The sequence below is a fragment of the Priestia sp. VA7 genome, assembly GCF_055710015.1.
Genome location: NZ_JBVQPN010000004.1, coordinates 756,483 through 774,919 on the forward strand (window position 1 = coordinate 756,483; position 18,437 = coordinate 774,919).

Annotated in this window: 21 protein-coding genes; 5 read left to right on the top strand and 16 right to left on the bottom strand. The window is 37.2% G+C overall.

Annotated features, from left to right (window positions below; all coding sequences use genetic code 11):
* The first annotated feature begins 521 nt into the window (after positions 1-521).
* Positions 522-1,457: a 3'-5' exonuclease gene (locus AC0C45_RS21680; protein WP_095379748.1), complete on the top strand. Its 936-nt coding sequence runs from the start codon at positions 522-524 to the stop codon at positions 1,455-1,457.
* Here AC0C45_RS21680 and AC0C45_RS21685 read toward each other — a convergent pair.
* From AC0C45_RS21685 to AC0C45_RS21695, 3 genes are all read right to left on the bottom strand, one after another.
* The gene (locus tag AC0C45_RS21685; protein WP_034651898.1) at positions 1,443-1,772 is read right to left on the bottom strand and encodes a hypothetical protein; all 330 of its coding nucleotides are present in this window, start codon (positions 1,770-1,772) and stop codon (positions 1,443-1,445) included. The genes AC0C45_RS21680 and AC0C45_RS21685 overlap by 15 nt on opposite strands.
* Positions 1,773-1,957: 185 nt before the next feature.
* Positions 1,958-2,638: a hypothetical protein gene (locus AC0C45_RS21690; RefSeq protein WP_237894075.1), complete on the bottom strand. Its 681-nt coding sequence runs from the start codon at positions 2,636-2,638 to the stop codon at positions 1,958-1,960.
* A gap of 547 nt (positions 2,639-3,185) precedes the next feature.
* Positions 3,186-4,589 carry a glutamate decarboxylase gene (locus tag AC0C45_RS21695; protein ID WP_237894076.1) on the bottom strand — a complete coding sequence of 468 codons (1,404 nt, stop codon included), beginning with the start codon at positions 4,587-4,589 and terminating at the stop codon, positions 3,186-3,188.
* A 224-nt stretch (positions 4,590-4,813) separates the two neighbouring features.
* Between AC0C45_RS21695 and AC0C45_RS21700 the strand changes: the two genes are divergently transcribed.
* Positions 4,814-5,335, top strand: coding sequence for an LURP-one-related/scramblase family protein (locus AC0C45_RS21700; RefSeq protein ID WP_205662969.1), 522 nt, complete (start codon positions 4,814-4,816; stop codon positions 5,333-5,335).
* Positions 5,336-5,394: 59 nt separating this feature from the next.
* Here AC0C45_RS21700 and AC0C45_RS21705 read toward each other — a convergent pair whose 3' ends face one another.
* The 11 genes from AC0C45_RS21705 to AC0C45_RS21755 all read right to left on the bottom strand — a co-directional run bounded on the left by AC0C45_RS21705 (position 5,395) and on the right by AC0C45_RS21755 (position 15,256).
* Positions 5,395-5,706 (bottom strand): hypothetical protein, encoded by a 312-nt coding sequence (locus tag AC0C45_RS21705; RefSeq protein WP_237894077.1) that lies wholly within the window; start codon positions 5,704-5,706, stop codon positions 5,395-5,397.
* A 131-nt stretch (positions 5,707-5,837) separates the two neighbouring features.
* Complete coding sequence (locus AC0C45_RS21710; RefSeq protein WP_472928775.1) at positions 5,838-7,799, bottom strand: GTP-binding protein; 1,962 nt, start codon at positions 7,797-7,799, stop codon at positions 5,838-5,840.
* A gap of 116 nt (positions 7,800-7,915) precedes the next feature.
* Positions 7,916-8,098 carry a hypothetical protein gene (locus AC0C45_RS21715; protein ID WP_230586613.1) on the bottom strand — a complete coding sequence of 61 codons (183 nt, stop codon included), beginning with the start codon at positions 8,096-8,098 and terminating at the stop codon, positions 7,916-7,918.
* 436 nt (positions 8,099-8,534) lie between these two features.
* A complete protein-coding gene (locus AC0C45_RS21720) occupies positions 8,535-9,329 on the bottom strand; it encodes a formate/nitrite transporter family protein (protein ID WP_472928777.1) in 795 nt (264 codons plus the stop codon).
* 188 nt (positions 9,330-9,517) lie between these two features.
* Entirely contained in the window at positions 9,518-9,862 is a 345-nt protein-coding gene (locus AC0C45_RS21725; RefSeq protein ID WP_013057171.1) for a Na-translocating system protein MpsC family protein, read from the bottom strand.
* Positions 9,863-10,260: 398 nt separating this feature from the next.
* A complete protein-coding gene (locus AC0C45_RS21730) occupies positions 10,261-10,452 on the bottom strand; it encodes a hypothetical protein (RefSeq protein WP_014459966.1) in 192 nt (63 codons plus the stop codon).
* Positions 10,453-10,570: 118 nt separating this feature from the next.
* Positions 10,571-10,762 (bottom strand): hypothetical protein, encoded by a 192-nt coding sequence (locus AC0C45_RS21735; protein ID WP_257063259.1) that lies wholly within the window; start codon positions 10,760-10,762, stop codon positions 10,571-10,573.
* 101 nt (positions 10,763-10,863) lie between these two features.
* Positions 10,864-11,427, bottom strand: coding sequence for an MFS transporter (locus AC0C45_RS21740; RefSeq protein WP_034651876.1), 564 nt, complete (start codon positions 11,425-11,427; stop codon positions 10,864-10,866).
* Positions 11,424-12,860: an FAD-binding oxidoreductase gene (locus AC0C45_RS21745; protein WP_237894142.1), complete on the bottom strand. Its 1,437-nt coding sequence runs from the start codon at positions 12,858-12,860 to the stop codon at positions 11,424-11,426. Before AC0C45_RS21745 ends, AC0C45_RS21740 begins: the two co-directional genes overlap by 4 nt.
* Positions 12,861-13,058: 198 nt before the next feature.
* A complete protein-coding gene (locus tag AC0C45_RS21750; RefSeq protein ID WP_016764236.1) occupies positions 13,059-13,199 on the bottom strand; it encodes a hypothetical protein in 141 nt (46 codons plus the stop codon).
* Between the two features lie 74 nt (positions 13,200-13,273).
* Entirely contained in the window at positions 13,274-15,256 is a 1,983-nt protein-coding gene (locus AC0C45_RS21755; RefSeq protein WP_328252830.1) for a methyl-accepting chemotaxis protein, read from the bottom strand.
* Positions 15,257-15,405: 149 nt separating this feature from the next.
* On the opposite strand from AC0C45_RS21755, the gene AC0C45_RS21760 reads away from it, so the two are divergent.
* Positions 15,406-15,630: a hypothetical protein gene (locus AC0C45_RS21760; RefSeq protein ID WP_014459961.1), complete on the top strand. Its 225-nt coding sequence runs from the start codon at positions 15,406-15,408 to the stop codon at positions 15,628-15,630.
* A 29-nt stretch (positions 15,631-15,659) separates the two neighbouring features.
* On the opposite strand, the gene AC0C45_RS21765 is transcribed toward AC0C45_RS21760, so the two are convergent.
* Positions 15,660-16,160, bottom strand: a complete 501-nt coding sequence (locus tag AC0C45_RS21765; protein ID WP_016764238.1) for a metallophosphoesterase family protein — start codon at positions 16,158-16,160, stop codon at positions 15,660-15,662.
* 155 nt (positions 16,161-16,315) lie between these two features.
* On the opposite strand from AC0C45_RS21765, the gene AC0C45_RS21770 reads away from it, so the two are divergent.
* Positions 16,316-16,615: a hypothetical protein gene (locus tag AC0C45_RS21770; protein WP_013083290.1), complete on the top strand. Its 300-nt coding sequence runs from the start codon at positions 16,316-16,318 to the stop codon at positions 16,613-16,615.
* Between the two features lie 148 nt (positions 16,616-16,763).
* The gene (locus AC0C45_RS21775) at positions 16,764-17,873 is read left to right on the top strand and encodes a metallophosphoesterase (RefSeq protein ID WP_047933239.1); all 1,110 of its coding nucleotides are present in this window, start codon (positions 16,764-16,766) and stop codon (positions 17,871-17,873) included.
* Between the two features lie 20 nt (positions 17,874-17,893).
* Here AC0C45_RS21775 and mug read toward each other — a convergent pair whose 3' ends face one another.
* Entirely contained in the window at positions 17,894-18,406 is a 513-nt protein-coding gene (gene mug, locus AC0C45_RS21780; RefSeq protein ID WP_016764240.1) for a G/U mismatch-specific DNA glycosylase, read from the bottom strand.
* Positions 18,407-18,437: the final 31 nt, after the last annotated feature.

Below are 18,437 nucleotides of genomic sequence, written 5' to 3' on the forward strand. Positions count from 1 at the left end.
TTCCTAGAATATATATTATGTAAACTAGGAAAAGAAATAAAATCATTGAGGTCTCCCTTGCTCTTAGATCTTTGGAATACATATCACCTATTGCGTTGTCTTGGTTACTCGTTTGCTTTATGGCTTTATCAAGACTTCCTATAAGAAAATAATCACTCACTTGATTTGGATGACCTTTTTAAGTGTACGTCGTTTTGTGCAGAATTAAGTAATTAATCATCGAGTTAAGCCTAGAACGTTACAACGCCGTATATCAAGCTACTTAGTCAATATCGTTTAGAAGAAAATTATATGAAGTCAGACTTCACTGCTGACATCCAAGCGCCAAAATCAGACAAAAAGCTTCCTGTTTATATGTCCCTCGAAGAGCTTCAAAAACTTTTCCGCTACCTAGAAGCTGATAAGCGCCCCCTAGCCTTTTGAAATAATTCATTGTTATTCTCAACGTTTGGAATTTATTGGTTCTTCCTCTTTCGCCGCTCTTCCCTTATAATAACCTGTTAGAGAGAGGAGCATAGAATATGGCAGATGTAAAACAATTTATCTTTTTTGATTTTGAAATGCTGTGTTCAAACAAAGGAATGCCGTTTGAAGATATGGAAGCAATTCGGCTCGGCGCGGTGAAGTATAATATCGAGACAGAAGACATTGAGTTTTTTGACCGTTATATTCAACCTACAAAACGGGTGTCCTTAAGCCGCTTTTGCACAGAGTTAACCGGCATTAAAGATACTGATTTAGTCGGTGCAAGTAATTTTAAAAATGTTTTTGAAGACTTTTTAACCTGGATTGGTGGAATTAAAAAATCCCGTTTTTTCTCTTGGTCTACCAGCGATTTATCTCGTTTAAAAATAGATGCGGTAAAGCACGAAATCTCTCTTGCTACTATAAAGAAAATAGAACAGCGTTATGTTGATTTTCAAGCAATTTTTACAAAGCGTGTTTCTAAAAATAACGTATCAGTAGAAAATGGGTTAGCTTTATATAATTTGCAGTTTGAGGGTAAAAAGCACAATCCGATGTATGATGCGTATAACACTCTTCGTATATACCTAAGCTTTTTGAACGAACCAGTGCAGTCTGATTTCATTATGATAAAGCAATTTATTCTGGAAGAAGTACCGCAGAACATTAAAGAAATGAATGCAGTGCTTAGAAAGGCAATACAAAAAGACCTCCACATATTTGCGGAAGAATTAAATGAAATGTATAAAATGAAAGATGCGGTAAAAATTATAAAGAGAACTCAAAGAATCGTTAAAAAATACGAAAATATTCTTATCAATCGCTCTGGTTTGTTTTCGGAGGAAAATAGTTTTTATGTCGGTCTTTTAGTGGATTTTTATCATAATTTGCTGCTTTGTTATAATGAACATCTCGAATACTCATCGAAAATTATCATTTTAGATGAAAGCACTCTATATCCTTTAAACCAGCTTTCTTTAAAGAGAGGATGAAAATCCGTTCTCTTTGGTACATAATTTAGCTCTTTCCTTATCCCCTTCATTCCATAAACTCTCAAGAACGGAATCATCATATTCAGAACCTAAGTATTCTAAATAACCATGATCTTGATATTCAATTGCTAAAAATAGTAAATCGATATTGGAAGTAGTATCTGTTCCAACCGTTACTAGTAAAGCACCTTTTCCAGATACGTTCACCTTATAAAAATCTATATCAAGAGTATCTTCGAATTGCCCAAATGTTACTCTCTCGTTTAGCAGTGTATCTACTATTTTGAAATCATTATTAGGCTCACTTTCATACACTGGCTGACCACTGCTGCCCTTAATACTTGTACTTGATGCATTAAATTTTGATGTTTAGTTTTATAATGCACTTTCTCTTTACAAAAGTGAAATGAACTATAACAGGAATTAAAACCTCAAAAGTATAATAGCTGCTTTTGAGGTTTTGTATCGCTCTTTTTATGTTTAATTAACAGCTTATTTTATTAGTAACCGTCTACCGTAACATCAGTAATTGCCCCATCACTAGGACTTACTTGATACCAACCTTGTGTAGCTGTATGTTCTTCTCCTGTTTCTTCATTATCCACAACATTTTCATAAACATGGATAATATAGTTTCCTGAATCGTCAACGTGATCATATGCTACAAGGAGAGGTGAATCTTCAGATATGCCTTGCTGATCACGAACTAGCTGGATAGCTTGCTCTTGGGAACCTGTTTGTTCGGCTGGTTCCTCTTCCTCAAGGGCTTCTGTATCTTCTTCTTGCTCTGATTCCGATTCTGTTTGCGCCTCATCTTCTAAAAAAGCTTCAGCCTCAGCTTCTTCCTCATCCGATTTTGCCTGAGCTTCCTCTTCCTCCTGTTTCTTCTTCTCTTCTTCTGCTAAACGTTCTTTCTCCGCTTTGCGATCTGCTTCTGCCTGAGCCGAAGCTTCTGCATCAGCTTTGGCCTGCGCCTCTTCTTCTTTTTGTCGGTCTTCTTCTAGCTGCGCATAGTAATCATCTAATTCCTTTTCCATTTGCTGCTGTTCAAGGTCTGATAATTGCTTTTGTTGTTCTTGTATTTGGTTTTGAAGCAAAGCAATTTGTTCTTCTGAAGCATTATCAACAAAATTGATGTTTTCTACATAATCACCACTGGCGTCAAAATTAACTTCCATCATACAAAAAACATTTTGCTCTTGATTAATGCCATAGTAAATATACTGATTGTCACCTACTTGGATATACTGATAACCATTCATTACGTTTAATAAGTAATCGCGATCAGCTTCTTTAGAATTAACTGCTTTTTTAATTGTGGATGCTTTTGTTTGTAATGTATTCGGCGATGATTCTTTTACAGCCGTTTTATTGCCATTTTCTTTCGTATGAACCGCTGTTGATTTCTCTGTAGGCTCTTCTTTTTACGATACAGTTTCACTGGTCACATCGCTACAGGCTGCTAGCAATATAGCTAACAGTGGAATACCAAAAGCAACTTTTAACATTTTCATAGGCTATTATCCCCTTTTTTTATCTTTTTTTAGGTTTTAAGTAATCCTAAAGAACTATAAAAACCTTAGGGGTTATTATACCAAAATTAAGAAAATATAAGAATGTTTTCTTGTGTTGTTTATGGAATTTTTTGAAAAAAATATCTTTTTATGCATAAAAAAACACAAAGCCATGCAATTTTTTATAACACGGTTTTGTGTTTTCGTAACAGAGTTAATGATGAAATCCATTGTCGTATTTCGTGTCTTTAAGAACAGGTCTATCCAACGAGTTAAGAAATTCAACAGCTTGTTTGAAATTAACCATAAATAAATGAGCAAGGTCCCTTGAAAATCCATTTCTAACGACAATGCGCATGATTGTTATTTCTTCCATGTCTGCAGGCAGCGGATAAGCAGGAACTTGCCATCCATACGTACGCAGTTGTCTAGACAAATCATAAAGCGTCCAGTTTGGCGTATATCCTTCTTTCAGTTTCCAAGCAAGAACCGGGATATCTGAACCATCAGCAAGAATTTCGAATGCTTCCATTTCTCCAATTTCTTTGCTGAGAAACAGCGCGTTTTCTTGAGAGGTTTTTTGCACAGCATAATAGCCGTCTTTACCTAAACGCAAGAAATTGTAGTACTGTAAAAGAACTTGTGCTCCTGGTCTAGAGAAGTTGAGCGCGAAAGTTGGCATGTTGCCTCCTAAATAAGAAACGCGGAAAATAAGATCTTCAGGCAAGTCCTCTTTTTCTCTCCAAATCACCCATCCCAAGCCAGGATAAACTAAACCATACTTGTGTCCTGACACGTTAATGGACTTTACTCGAGGCAAGCGGAAATCCCAGATAAGGTCTGGTTGAAGAAATGGAGCGATAAAACCTCCAGAAGCGGCATCTACATGAATAGGAATATCCAACCCTGTTTTTTCCTGTAACTCATCTAATACTTTTGCGATAGCAGCAATTGGTTCGTAAACTCCTGTATACGTCACTCCAAGAATCGGTACGACGCCAATTGTATTTTCGTCAACCGCATTAATGACGCCTTCTGGATCTAAATAAGGATGATCTGCATTAATGTTCACATAACGAGGCTCTACGTCCCAATAGTTTGCGAACTTCTCCCACACCACTTGAACGGATGAACTAAATACAATGTTCGGCCGGTCCGTTGATAGCCCTTTACTTTTACGCAGTTTTTGCCAGCGTCTTTTTAACGCTAGTCCGCCAAGCATACACGCTTCAGATGAGCCTGTAGTAGAAACGCCCATCGTTGTATCAGGATTAGGTGAATTCCAAAGGTCCGCTAAAATTCGTACGCATCTCTCTTCAATAGCCGCTGTCTGCGGATACTCATCTTTATCAATCATATTTTTATCAAAAGACTCTCCGTACAAACGCTTTGCATCAGGCTCCATCCACGTAGTAACAAACGTAGCTAAATTTAAACGGGCATTTCCGTCTAAAGCAATTTCATCATGGATGATTTGATAAGCTGTTTCTGGAAGCATACCTTGATCACTGATACGCAGCCTTGGAATCGTCACTTCTCCTTGTCGAGAAAAAAGTGGATTAACAGGAAATTCATCAGGTAAATTTTTTTGTTCACGATGCGGATGCCATTGAGGCATAAAGTATCATCTCCTTATGTATATCTAACAAACTGCTTTACGTTCACCTGGTGTTATAACAAGCAGGTCTCCTTTACACATTATGAGCTTTGAAGACTATTTTCATTCTTTCCATTATCCGCAGCACATAAGGGTGATCTTTATTTAGTGATACTCATAAAAATCTGCTTGGCACAACTCAAAGGGTGGAAAATATGGTAATATATTCTAAAGGGGGTTTTTAAATGGAGAAACAAGGGATTATCTTGCAAGACAAGTTTTTCGAATTAGGTGAATCTCCTATTTGTAATGAATCACAAGACGTCATTGGAAATATCGCATATAAGTTATCTATTGCTAATAAATTTGAGATTTTAAAGGACGAAGAAATTATATTTACAGGTAAATCTAAAATGTTTGCCCTTATGCCGAAGCTGATTATTTCTGATCACCACGGAAATGAAGTTGGCATGATTCAGCGAAAATTTACTTTTTTAAAAAAGAAGTATCTTTATATCAGAAACGATGGCGATACATATGAAATTACGGGGAATATAACAGATCGCAAATTCGACGTTTTGCGTTCCGGCGTTCCTGTTATTCAAGTCCGCACACTCTCTTCTTTTCTGTCATTACGTCCCCACACGTTTGCTTTAGAATTTCTCGAACCTGATCTTGATAAGTGGGAAGGAATTGCGGTTATACAAGGCGTAAGGATGATGGTGAAAGACGAAAACAGCAGTACAGCTACTGCTCCGGCTCAATAGTGGTTATATGATATAAAAAAACGAACAAACTTTATATTGAAGTTTGTTCGTTTTTTTAATTAAGGGCCAAATACTAATGTACCGATAACATGGTAGCCAATTGGTACAAGAAACAAGATGATATTTAAAATAATCGCCCATAGACAGAGCTGGTCTTTTTTTATAAAAAAACCAATAATTGCAGGAACAATCATGAGCGGAACTAAAAAGATAGGTGCGATAATAGGCAGTCCTTGAAGCTTTTCGGCCGCAATAAGCCCTGTGAAAAAGTTAAGGATCAATAAAGTATTAATAATGACATATAAAAGTGAAATTCCTCCAAGAACCCCGCCTATTATCCCGCTTTTAGTTGTTTTAACAGTAGCATCCACGTTTCTATCACCTCTTTTTTAGAAATATAAGTAAACTATACTATAATATGGATTTTATTGTGAAGGTATAGAGAAAAAAACTGATAAAAACCCATTACGAAAAAGCACTGTAGCGATTGCTACCGTGCTTTTTATAAACAGTGCATTTTTTCTTCTGCTTCTTTCCAAGGAACCGTATAGCCCTGTCCTTTTGCGCAAAAGACGGACGATGAACTGTATTCGGGATCCGCCTCTTTATTGTAGCGGATTTGTTCAATCACTTCTGCTTCATTATGACAGCGTTCATACCCTCCGAATAATAGAGACATCGCTCCTTTTCCATGCGTAAAAGATGCTAGCGTCGAACCGTAGGTCATAAAAGTAGCAACAGGAACTTTTCCTGTAATAATCGCTTTATTTTCGGTTGTTACAGGAGAATCAAAGCGACCGTGTGCACTTTGAACATCAGCTAATACTCTTCCCATTTGATCAATATCTACTTTAATTTTAAAGTCATAATACGGTTCTAGCACAATATTTTCTGCTTTTTCTAACCCTTGTCGCAGTGCACGGTACGTTGCTTCTCTAAAATCTCCTCCGCTTGTATGCTTGTTGTGAGCTCGTCCAGTGCATAATGTCACTTTTATATCAGTAATAGGTGAACCTGTCAGCAAACCATGATGCGGCTTTTCAAATATATGCTGACGGACTAGGTTTTGATACCCCACGGATAAATCGTCGGCGTGACAAGCATTTTCAAAAATAATTCCGCTGTTTCGTTCCGCTGCTTCTATTTTCAAATGAACTTCTGCATAGTGTTTCAACGGTTCAAAATGCCCGTAGCCCATCACTGTATTTTGAATGGATTCTTTGTACAAAATTTCTGGTTCTTCAAACTGTACATTTATATTAAAACGTTCTTTTATCAGTTTTTCGAGGACTTCAAGCTGAATTGCTCCCATCACATGAATATGAAGCTCTTGAGTCCTTTCTTCCCACGTTACATGTAAAGAAGGGTCTTCAGCATCTAATAATTGAAAAATTTCAATTCCTTCTTTTGGATGAACAGAAGGCTCAAAAACAACTTTTGATTTTAACGTAGGCAAAAGTTCGTAGGAGCGGCTTTCTTTTAATGTTCCAAGACCGTCTCCAATCGATGCTGAAGACAACCCTGTAACCGCAAAAAGTTCGCCTGCTGAACCTTCATTTACGTTTTTAAATGTGCTTCCGTTATAAGCACGAATTTGAGTGATTTTTTCTTCGTATAGATCTCCTTTTTTTTCATAAGCCACTTCATCACGCACCTGCATTGTCCCGCTCAGAGCTTTGATAAACGTGATGCGCATGCCATTTTCATCGTGCCGAATTTTATATACACGACCTGAAAATGCTTCTTCCTGCGAGTAGCGAGTTTCTGTTAACACATCAACCTTCTCTAAAAATTCTTTAATACCGAAGTCTTGTAAAGCTGAACCACTGGCACACGGGAAAAGCTGATTGGTTTGAATAAACTTTTGCATAGCCGCTCTCCAATAAGCTTGAGCATTCTTGCCTTCCATAAATGCATCTAAAAGCTCTTCATCTTTTTCAGCTATAAATTCAATAAGTTCCTCACTTAACGAGCCATCTATAAGCTCTGACGTTATGTCAAAAACATCGGGGGTTAAGTTATGTTTAATATCGTTTATAACACGTTCAGGATCTGCTCCTACACGATCGATTTTATTGATAAAAAAGAATACGGGCACACGATGTTTTTGAAGCAGCTGCCAAACAGTTTCTGTATGGCCTTCGACTCCTTCTACTGCACTTAAGATAACAATCGCATAGTCCATCACTTGAATAGAACGTTCCATTTCAGGTGAAAAATCGACGTGGCCCGGTGTATCAATTAAATAGTAAGTAGAACCGTTATATGAAAAAGTTCCTTGATCGGCAAATACCGTAATCCCTCGTTCTTTTTCAATCGTATGGGTATCAAGAAAGGAATCTTTGTGGTCGACTCTTCCTCGTTGTTTAATACTTTTGGTATGATAAAGAAGCTGTTCGGAAAACGTTGTCTTTCCTGCATCGACATGCGCTACGATGCCGATCGTTTTGTTAGATTGTTTCATTGTTAAATACCACCTTACTGCTGTATGTATAGCTGTTACTTTCTATTTTATAATAATCGCAAGAAAAAGTGGACGACAAAGGCCTAGAACTGCTCACATCAAAAAAGAATGCGTGATTAAACATCGCATTCCCTTTTTGTACGGCGTTTAGTATCTTTTTTGCCTTTTGCTATAAAAATAGCTGCTATAAGGCACCCAATTCCAGCTAAATGCAGGATGTTATTACCCGTCGCGCCTAGACTGTTAATAGTCAACCCAACTAAAATGCTGCCAAATATAATCAATAAAACAGCAAACATGAACTTCAATTTCTTGACTCTCCGTTAGTAAGTTATTAAATATGATTTGCATACGGATCATATAAACCAGTAAGTAATACTAGACTTGCTGATAAAATCAATGTTCCTGCGATTAACCAACTGTTGCTACATACCTTTTTTCCCTTTTTGCGTAAAAACATTCCTAATATAAGAAATAGTAGTGCGACAGATAGTAGAATCAATCCTATACCAATATTCAATATTTCTTTCTCTCCCTTGTACATGTATTCATTACTATCTAGTTAACCATAATATTATTATGGAAATAAAAAGCGAACTTGAACTTTTACCGAACTTAATTGTTTTATATGTTATCATACATAAATTGTTAAAAATACATTTTTCACCTTTCTTTATTAGAAAAAACAGCCTCTTGACTAAGAGACTGTTTTTAATGACGACTGATAAAACCTGATTAAGAAGCTTTTTTTAATTGTTCTTTTTGTTTCTGTTGATAAGAAGAAAAATAAATAAGGCCTACAAATACAGATCCTCCTATCATATTTCCGATAAAGGTAGGAACAATATTTGTCATAAAATCAATCCATGTAAAGTGACCTGCAAAAATAGCGGCGGGAATAATAAACATATTGGCTACAACGTGCTGAAAGCCAATTGCAACAAATGCCATGATCGGAAACCAAATACCAAGAATTTTCCCCGTAACATCGTCAGCGCCGTATGAAAGCCAAATAGCTAAACATACAAGCCAGTTACAGCCCACAGCAGAAATAAGCGTTTTAAAAAATGAGTCATCAATTTTAGCTTGAGCAATTGCTACCGTTTTATCTAAAAAAGGCCCCGTTTCTGTTAACCCGACAATATGTCCAAAGAAATACGCAATAAATACGGCTCCTAAAAAGTTAGCAAGCGTGACCCAAAACCAGTTATGAAGCAAGTGACGAAGTGAAATTTTTCTTGCATACAGGGCAATGGAAACAGACATTATATTCCCTGTAATAAGCTCAGCTCCCCCGAGCACAACCAGCATAAGACCTACAGGAAAGACGACCCCTCCTAAAAGATTCGATAAACTTCCCCATTCAGCTGGTAAATTACCAATGACGCGCACATCTAGTAAAAAACCAAGCGCAATAAACGCGCCTCCTAAAAACCCAAGCATGAGAATGGAAGAAAGGGATAGCTTCGTTTTTGAAACCCCCGCTTCTAAAGCGATGTTTAACATTTTATCCGGCTTGTGAAATGCCATAAAACTCCTCCTTAACTAAAAAAGGCAGCACTCAAAAACACCTTTTACACAAGGTTTTTGAATGCTGCCTAATAATCCTGCACTTTCTTTACAGTATATCAGTCATCATTATCTATAATAAAATCAAATAAAAAACAAGCAGATCCTACTTCTCTTTCATTTAATTAAATTATGTATTTTACGTTGTTTTACTGAATATTGGTTTCAAACACAAACACAGAAACAGCGATATCTTCTTCTACTTTGATATCAGAAAATAAGTACTCCAGCTTAGCTCCTAACAAGTCTTCAAGCCCCTCTGGAGGAGATGAAGCATAAAGGTTTTGAATAAGCTTCGTTCTTGCCATATGTACCGTCTCTTTACCTTCGGTTGTTCTCGCGATAAATTGTTCAGCTGGCGTTAAGTTGCCGTACAAAGTTGAAATAGCCATATTTTGAACAAATACAGTATGAATTCGTTCTGGACCTTTTCCAAAAAGTTTTTTGCGCAGCTTTCGGATAATATCATTAAAATCATGTATTTTCTTAGACACTGGTATATGCCTCCGCTTATCTCGAGTATGTCTCCCCTGCTCATTCAAGTTTTCAACTAAGAATAAGTTACATTATACATGACGACGTTTACATTGTATACAATGTATCTGTTTTATCCCCGTTAATCCAAACAATCGCAAAACCATTATGAAATGATAAAAAAAATCCTTCACTTATTAAAGTGAAGGATTACCTTTATATCTCTACTTAAAGGTTACAAATGGATTCTCAGTTATCAAAGAAGTAACTAAGAACTTTGACAAAATAGCATGTCAAAATAGTCAAGTGGTATGTTTGTACCAGTAGTTAATGCTATCATGTTAAAGTCATGGAATCCACTTAGTTTACTTTCATAATACTTTATTTAATTTAAATATTCTTTTTTGATAAGTAAACCTTAATCTTCATCACGATCTGCTCTAAATTCATCATCAGATAATGAATTTAGTTGATGGCTAAGCTTTTCGTAGTTATCTTGTTTTTGGTTTTGTTGTACATCACTAGATATAGGAGCTTCACTAGAAACAGTAGATTTTTTTCTAGTCTCTTCGCCTCCGCTAACTCCAAACCCAACATTGTTATCGGTCATCGGATTCACCTCTTTAACTGTTATTATGGAGAATTGCTCTAAAAAAATAACAGGAAACAAAAGGGATTCCCACTTAGCTAATAGCGGTCCAAGCTTCCTTATTTAACCTAAAACGTATTTAAATAAGAAAATGACCCGCTTTAACTCCATAGACAATACCGATAAAAAAACTTACTATACCTAGTGTTTGACTTTTACATACATACTTTATAGTTAAGCCTGGAATCAGACCCCATATAATGATGAAAATAGCGAACGATACTATAATAGAAGACCATGCATCTTGCCCTGATATACTTATACCTTGCATAAACGTTACTCCTTTCAGTACTTATATCGGGAGAACATAAATTTTTTATAGTATCTTACTGTACGAACTAAAAAATTCAGGTGACCTGTCCATATAAACTTTTACAGCGAATGGTGGCGTTCAAGCTCGATTGTTTTTGGTTTTTGCCATATTAATACCCCTGCCGCTACGTACATAAACGAAGTGATGTAAAAAAGGCTTCCGATTGTCAGAAAATCAATGATATACCCTGTTGCAATTACGGCTAAAGCTGCCCATATAGAGGTCCATAAATGATAGTGTCCTACTTGTTTTCCCCTATGAGCACGATCTGTCTGCCTAGATAACGCTATTTTTTCTGCTGTTTTTTGAAGAGCTCCAAGTAGCCCCATTATAATTTGAACTATATACACCTGCGTGATCGTTGTTAAAACAGGAATAATAATCATAACAACTGCCATCCCAAACGTATATAAAAGAAGCAAGCGCTTTTCTCCTACCCTATCACTCCATGAACCGATTAAAGGGTGACTCAAAGCTGCGGTTAAAGCGAAAATTCCGTAAGCTAAGCCAAATTGTGAATAACTATCGCCAAGATTTCGAAGCAGCAAAAGGTAAAAAGGAAAAACAATACTGCTTGCGGTAATCATCAGGCTTTGTGAGTGTAAGAGTTGTTTGTACGTCATTTTCCATACTCCTTATAAAATAAATTAACGAACGTTTCGTTCCAATCATATTTTCTTTTCAAATTAAAAAAGGCGGTTGTATGAGGGTAAGCCTCTTTTAATTGCTTCTTGCTTGGGTAGCCGTAATAAGGCAAGTAATAGCTTCCCTGATGCTGCAGCGTCACATCCACCATTTTTCTGACAACTCTTTGTGTATCAGCCATCCCTTGATGGTCTTTTTTCTGGTTAATAAGTAAAACGAGAGCAAACATATCGTCTTTTGCATAAGACATGACTGCTTTATTGTCTTTTTCTACATAGCGAACAGTAATGTTCAGTAAATTTAATTTCTCTGTTGCTAACACTTCGCGTAAATCATCGATGTAAGAAGCAAATTCATCCACCGGAACGAAGTATTCCTGTAAAACTTCCGTCCGGCTAGCACTTTCGTATTCCATAAAATCACTTTCAGAACGCATAACATTATTTCTTGTTTCAAGTCGTCCATTTTGTTTTAAGAAATAAGCCTTTTGTGTTTCCCACAGCATATCTTTTCCCCAGTTACTGTACCGAGACAGTCCTAGCATAAATTTAGGAAGCGCCACTATTTTCTCTGTCTTGAGCGGTTCGTTTACAGTAGAAGTATTTTGAGAAGATAAACGGTAGTTTGTGACGTACATATCTGTTAGCAATTGATTAGGAGAAACAGAAATACGCGCCATATGCATACGAACGTCAGGGTTATGCTGTACGTAGTTTTTAAAATACGCTGTATACTGTCTATAATCTAAGCGAATAATTTCATCTTCATACCATTCATCGTCCGTTAAACGAAGCGTCACATCTAAAATCACTCCAAATAACCCGTATCCTCCATTTACTAAAGAAAACAGCTCAGGGTGTTTCGTCCGGCTAATTTCGATAATAGATCCGTCCGCCTGCAGGAGACGCATAGATTTGACCGTATCCATTAAAGAACCATATCGAATATCTCTGCCGTGTACGTTCACGCTGATAGAACCTCCAACGGTAAAAATATTTTGTGATTGCATAACCTGAAGAGCGAGACCGTCTTTATGTATATATTGCTGAATATCATTCCACGTTGTCCCGCTTTGAACCGTAATTTCTTTTTGACGGGGCTTGTAATCTATAATTTTATTGTACTGCTTCATATCAAGTAAAATAGCATTTGGATAGTACGTCTGCCCTCCTTGACTGTGCTGCATGCCTGCAATCGCTATTTTTTCATGATGCTGTGAAGCGGTTTTCACCCAATCTTTTATCTGTTTTTCAGTTGTTCCACGCTTTATTTCTTTGACTTTTGTAGGAAGAAGCCGAGCAACATCCCCCGTTACAGGACGGCTTTGCTGCTGTTTATAAATATGATAGGAGGCATATGAACCTACTAGATAAAAAGATAAAAAAGTTCCTAACAACACGTTTTTCTTCATCACAAACTGTAAGCTCCTTTCTTTATTTCTGTGAAATTATACCATACCAAAAGTGAAATAACACTAATAAAGTGTAATTTTACACTTTATTTGCGTTATTTTGAGAAAGTATATGAAGAAAACTTGTAATTTAATGTATGTTAACCTTATTGAAACAAAAAAAGAAAAGACCTAGCGTCTTTTCTTTTTTTTGTTTCTTTATTTTTCAGCTTCGTATGCAACTAAAGCTACTCTTTTTCCTAACGTTTGTTGAAACTGCTCTTCTAGCTGTTTAAGCTTCGCATGCATATCATCGTTAATTGAAGCTGGCTCAAAGGTCATTTTTGTTTGCTCCATCATACTGTCACCTCTTTCATGTGTGTATGTTCTACTTTTTCCAATATAAAAGAGGTCTATGACGATTTGACGAAAGTTTACAAATTAAATTTGCTAATGAGCGCTGTTAATTGTTCTGCCATTTGAGACAGAGATTGTGCGGAAACAGCAATTTCCTCCATTGAAGCCAGCTGTTCTTCAGTTGATGCGGCCACTTCTTCAGATGTAGCTGCATTTCCTTTAGCAAGGATCGCCATTTCACCTGCTGTACGAGCCACTTCTTCAACCGCTGCTGAAATTTGCTGAGCAGTCGCAGCCACTTCTTCTACTTGCGGAGTCGTTTCATTCATGCTGCTTAGAATTTGTTCAAATTTTTGAATAGCCGTTTGTGAAATTGTTCGTCCTTCTTCAACTTTGTTTGTAACTTGCTCCATTGTATGTACAGATTCCTGAGTATCTTGTTGAATAGCTTGAATAAGCTCAGAAATTTGAGACGCGGACACTTGGGATTGTTCTGCCAGCTTTCTCACTTCCGCTGCTACAACGGAAAATCCTTTTCCATGTTCTCCAGCTCGTGCCGCTTCGATTGCAGCATTTAAGGCTAGTAAATTTGTTTGAGCAGCAATGCCGCTGATTACTTCTAAAATGGTTCCAACTTCTTTTGAACGTTGAAACAAAGTACGAATTGTTGTATTAGACAGGTCGACGGATTGAGAAATGGATTCCATTTGTTCGACCGTTTCTCTCACGGCTTTTCCGCCTTCTACAGCTTCAGACGTTGTGTGGTTTGATAGCTTAGAAACAATTTCTGTACGCTGAGCAATGGTAGAAACTCCTTGCACAATCTCATCTAAAGAAGCTGCATTTTGGTCAATAACAGCCGTTTGTTTTTCTGCACTAGAAGCCACTTCTTGTATTGCAACCGATACTTGTTCAGTCGCAGCGCTCGTTTGCTGTGAACTGGCCGTTAGCTCTTCTGAAGAAGCAGCCACTTGTTCTGCACTCGTTTCAACATTTTGAATTAATGTGCGAAGGTTGTTTTGCATCTGACTAAAAGCATACCCTAACTCACCGATTTCATCCTTTGAATTGACGGTAATCGCTGTTGTCAAATCTCCTTCACTAACGCTTAGAGCCTGATTCTTAAGCTGTTTGAGCGGTTTAATAATCGATTGCAACACCACGAAAATGGTAAGACTCCCGATTATCAGACAAGCTAAAATAATAAATAGTGTTTTGTAAAAAATAGGCTGTGCTGCTTCACTCACTTCTGATGAATACATAGTGCCTGCAACTTTCCAGTTCGTTGTTTTATTTGTTGTAAAGACCATCTTTTTTTCATCGCCGTTAAAGGTGTATTCAAAGGATCCGGAGCTCTTTACATAAAGCTTGTCAAAAAGAGAATCTGTTGCTTTTGTACCTGCTTTTTCCGTAGGGTGAACAATATATTTTCTTTCTCCATCTAAAAGAAATGGATATCCTTTTTCTCCGATTTTTACTTTGCTGACAGCTTTATTGATGCGGCTTATATCTAAATTTAAAGCAATAACCCCTGTGCCATCCGCCGTTGTTTTTGCTACAGTCATAACGGTCTGACCTGTAGAGGCTGATGGATAAGGTTCAGTGACAACTGTTTTTCCTTTGTTTTGCATGGCTAACTTGTACCAATCTCGTTTTCTGGGATCATAGCCTGCTTGTGTCACTTTTTTAGGCGCTTGAATAAACTTCCCCTGCTGATTTCCTGTAAAAATGCTGACGGCTTCTGGATGAAGCGAAGCATATAAGTTAAAATCTTTGCTTAAAGTAGCCATATCTTTTTCATTGTAGCGCTCGTTGTTTACCACTGATGCAAAAAACTCTACATCATGAATTTTTGGTCCAATGGTATCGTCAATCACTGAATTAATGGACTGTACATTTTGCTGTGCTGTGTTAATAATTTGGTTTTCAATTTCATGTTTCGCTGTTATGTAAGCTGATACACCTATCGTAACAGATGGCACTAATAAGATCGCTGCAAATGCTAGCACCAGCTTTGTCTTAAAGTTATTAAGGGACCTTTTTTTTCTTGCTCTCTCCATGCTATGTAGCCTCTCTCTCCGTAGTTAAAAGTGATCGTGCACTTTCTTTCTATCGGCAAGACTTCATATTCGTTTAGTCATCGAGTGTATACATAATTAACAATGGGTGTGAAAAGATAAGAGTACGATAAAAAAAGTAGGTGAATTTAATGGAAGAAAGTAAAAACAGCAAGTCTTTTTCAATGTTTGAAACAGAAAAGGTTCAGCGCGGGGAAGAAAAAGATATTTTTAATATCTATAAAGAAGGAGTAAAAATTGCAGAAGTAAGAGGAACGGATCCTCAAACTCAGCAGGTTATTCCAATGCATGACTTAAACGACTATGAAGAAAATAAGCTTCACGAATATATCGCTCATTTAGACCACACAACGTAAACGGACTAAAACAAGAGCCCTCTCTTGTTTTAGTCTTTAGAATCATAAAAAATATGTTCAAAACGCAGCGTGTTTTTTTGTATGTACAGAACCCCAAACGAAAATTGCTTTTCACGCCGCTTGTCAGTAGCGGAACCTGGATTAAACAACGTAATATCACCAATTTGTTTATGAACAGGAATGTGAGAATGACCAAAAATTACTGCGTCGACTTGTTGATGCTCAAATGTGGTAAGCGCACGTTTTTCAGTTGTTTTTCCTTTGCCATGACCGTGGACTACGCCAATCGTAACATCGTCAAACGGAAGAAGTAATGAAGTTGGAAGTACTTGTTGAAGCTCTTCACTGTCTACATTTCCAATCACGCCGTGTACAGGAGCAAACACGCGCAGGTCATTGTAGACATCTATCGTTTGAAAGTCTCCCGTATGAATAATCGCATCAGCTGTTTTCAGTTCGGCTAGGAGTCTTTTCGGAAGATGTTTCGCTCTTTTTGGAATATGAGTATCACCTAAAATAACAATCTTCATTCACGATACGCTCCTTTTTCATTCAATATGGTGTAGTGTATCGTATTAAGTTGAGATGAAGCAACTTTATACGAGCGTCAGGCAAAAAATTTCTCTTTTTCGTTTAAGTTTGCGAAAATACGTTACATACCAAGTTACAGAATGGAGTTTTCAAAATGGAAGTAAAAATTAATCGAAACGCAGCAAAAGTGTTAAAAAATGCTTTGGCTAGCCCAGAAGGTCAAGGAAAAATGATTCGTGTATATGTAACTATAGATCACGGTGATCACGCGCATTATGATTGGAAATTCGATACGCCGACTGAACATGATGAAATCGTAAAAACAGATAAAGATATCGATATCGTTTTAGATAAACGCGAGAAATTTTTAGAAGGCGTATGGATTCAATATTTCCACGTTCCAGAGCCTGAGTTTGTGATTAGCAGCCTTCACCACGCGCATCACCATCATTAATACAAAAAACACACCTTGTTTTAGAGGTGTGTTTTTTCGTTTGTAGGACAAGCAAAAATTTTATTGATGAGAAGAAGAGATAAAATTTTGTTGAAGCAATAAAAATGAGCTATAGTGGAATTATGGATGAAAGAAAAGAGGTTAGCGTATGAAAGTAAGTGTGTTAGCAAGGTCTATTTTAGTTGTTATTTTATATAATTTATTCGTTTTGTACATCGGATGGAACGCTTGGGTGTGGCTTCACACAATGTTTGAAGTAGAAAACAAATGGATTCTTACGTTGATCGTTGTCTTTTTTGCTTATTCCTTTATCATCAGTCGTGCGTTTCAACAAGTGAGCATATTTAAAATTGTGGGATCGTACTGGTTAGGATTTATTCAATATTCGGTTCTTTTGCTTCCTATAAGTAATCTAGCCGTATATATTCTTACTCTTCTAGGCGCTTCGCTTTCTACAGCTATCGATTCAATCGGATTTTTCATAATTGTCGCTTTTTTATTCATTTTTGCTTACGGTACGTATAATGCTTACAGTCCTGTGGTAAGAAAATACACGATTTCGCTTGCTAAAAAGACGAATCGGAAAAACCTTCGCATTGCTGTAGCATCTGATATGCACTTTGGCACATTGTCGGGCAAAAAACACTTGCAGCGGTTAATCACTCATGTACAAAAGATACAGCCGGATCTTATTTTACTTCCTGGAGATATTATTGACGATGATCCCCACGTATTCTTTAAAAAAGAAATGGATTATATAATGAAACAGCTCAGAGCGCCTTTAGGCACATATGGAATTTTGGGAAACCATGAGTATTATGGCGGGAAGATTCCTCAGTTTGTGGAAAGAATGAAAGAAATAAACATTCCTATTTTAATGGATGAAGTGGTAAATATAGGTGATAGCTTGTATTTAATAGGAAGAAAAGACAAGACGGATAAAAACCGAGACAGCTTTTTCGATTTAGCGAGTGAAACGGATCGTTCTCTACCTGTCATTGCAATGGATCATCAGCCGCTTTCTTTAAAAGAAGCGGAACAAGCAGGCGTAGATTTACTTCTATGCGGTCATACTCACAGAGGGCAAATGGCACCTAATCATTTAATCACAAAGCGGTTATTTGAAATTGATTGGGGCTACAAGCAAACTAATCAACTGCATACCATTGTCTCTTCGGGATTTGGCTTTTGGGGTCCTCCGCTTCGAATCGGGAGCCGATCAGAAATTATTCAAATTGATATTTCGTTTACAAAATAGAGAAAGCCCTAGGGCTTTCTCTATTTTAATGTACGCAGCAGATTGGGAAGCTCTGCATAAATGGCGACTACTTCATCTACTTTCATTCGAACGAGCCCGCTTGAAGACGGGGCAACAAAATCCATTATTCCTGATACCATCGATTCTTCTTGTTTACCCCACTTTACTTGCTTGCGCCCGCTGTACTGCTGATAGACACCTTTTCCAACAAAACAAACGATTTTAGGCGTATATGTAGCTATTTTTTTCTTTAAAATTTCTCTGCCTTCTGCATATTCTTCTTTTGTAATCTCATCAGCTGCCTTTGTTGGACGCTCTACAATATTGGTTAAACCGTATCCTAGCTGTAACAGCGAGTGATCTTCCTCGGAATGGTATTTACGCTCTGTTAAACCTGCTTTATGAAGAATCGTCCAAAAACGATTAGTTGGGTTCGCAAAATGATGACCCGTTTCGCCGGAACGGATGCTTGGATTAAAACCAACAAATAAAATATCTAAGTCGGGCTGTATATGATCAAAAATAGAGTTCATAGTCATACGCTCCTTACAATGTAAAAAGAAA

Bases quoted from the DNA above. Each gene is read 5' to 3' on its own strand.
- AC0C45_RS21680 (WP_095379748.1), top strand. From the start codon at position 522: ATGGCAGATGTAAAACAATTTATCTTTTTTGATTTTGAAATGCTGTGT.
- AC0C45_RS21690 (WP_237894075.1), bottom strand. From the start codon at position 2,638: ATGATGGAAGTTAATTTTGACGCCAGTGGTGATTATGTAGAAAACATC.
- AC0C45_RS21695 (WP_237894076.1), bottom strand. From the start codon at position 4,589: ATGCCTCAATGGCATCCGCATCGTGAACAAAAAAATTTACCTGATGAA.
- AC0C45_RS21700 (WP_205662969.1), top strand. From the start codon at position 4,814: ATGGAGAAACAAGGGATTATCTTGCAAGACAAGTTTTTCGAATTAGGT.
- AC0C45_RS21710 (WP_472928775.1), bottom strand. From the start codon at position 7,799: ATGAAACAATCTAACAAAACGATCGGCATCGTAGCGCATGTCGATGCA.
- AC0C45_RS21715 (WP_230586613.1), bottom strand. From the start codon at position 8,098: ATGTTTGCTGTTTTATTGATTATATTTGGCAGCATTTTAGTTGGGTTG.
- AC0C45_RS21720 (WP_472928777.1), bottom strand. From the start codon at position 9,329: ATGGCATTTCACAAGCCGGATAAAATGTTAAACATCGCTTTAGAAGCG.
- AC0C45_RS21730 (WP_014459966.1), bottom strand. From the start codon at position 10,452: ATGACCGATAACAATGTTGGGTTTGGAGTTAGCGGAGGCGAAGAGACT.
- AC0C45_RS21735 (WP_257063259.1), bottom strand. From the start codon at position 10,762: ATGCAAGGTATAAGTATATCAGGGCAAGATGCATGGTCTTCTATTATA.
- AC0C45_RS21740 (WP_034651876.1), bottom strand. From the start codon at position 11,427: ATGACGTACAAACAACTCTTACACTCACAAAGCCTGATGATTACCGCA.
- AC0C45_RS21745 (WP_237894142.1), bottom strand. From the start codon at position 12,860: ATGAAGAAAAACGTGTTGTTAGGAACTTTTTTATCTTTTTATCTAGTA.
- AC0C45_RS21750 (WP_016764236.1), bottom strand. From the start codon at position 13,199: ATGATGGAGCAAACAAAAATGACCTTTGAGCCAGCTTCAATTAACGAT.
- AC0C45_RS21755 (WP_328252830.1), bottom strand. From the start codon at position 15,256: ATGGAGAGAGCAAGAAAAAAAAGGTCCCTTAATAACTTTAAGACAAAG.
- AC0C45_RS21760 (WP_014459961.1), top strand. From the start codon at position 15,406: ATGGAAGAAAGTAAAAACAGCAAGTCTTTTTCAATGTTTGAAACAGAA.
- AC0C45_RS21765 (WP_016764238.1), bottom strand. From the start codon at position 16,160: ATGAAGATTGTTATTTTAGGTGATACTCATATTCCAAAAAGAGCGAAA.
- AC0C45_RS21770 (WP_013083290.1), top strand. From the start codon at position 16,316: ATGGAAGTAAAAATTAATCGAAACGCAGCAAAAGTGTTAAAAAATGCT.
- AC0C45_RS21775 (WP_047933239.1), top strand. From the start codon at position 16,764: ATGAAAGTAAGTGTGTTAGCAAGGTCTATTTTAGTTGTTATTTTATAT.
- mug (WP_016764240.1), bottom strand. From the start codon at position 18,406: ATGAACTCTATTTTTGATCATATACAGCCCGACTTAGATATTTTATTT.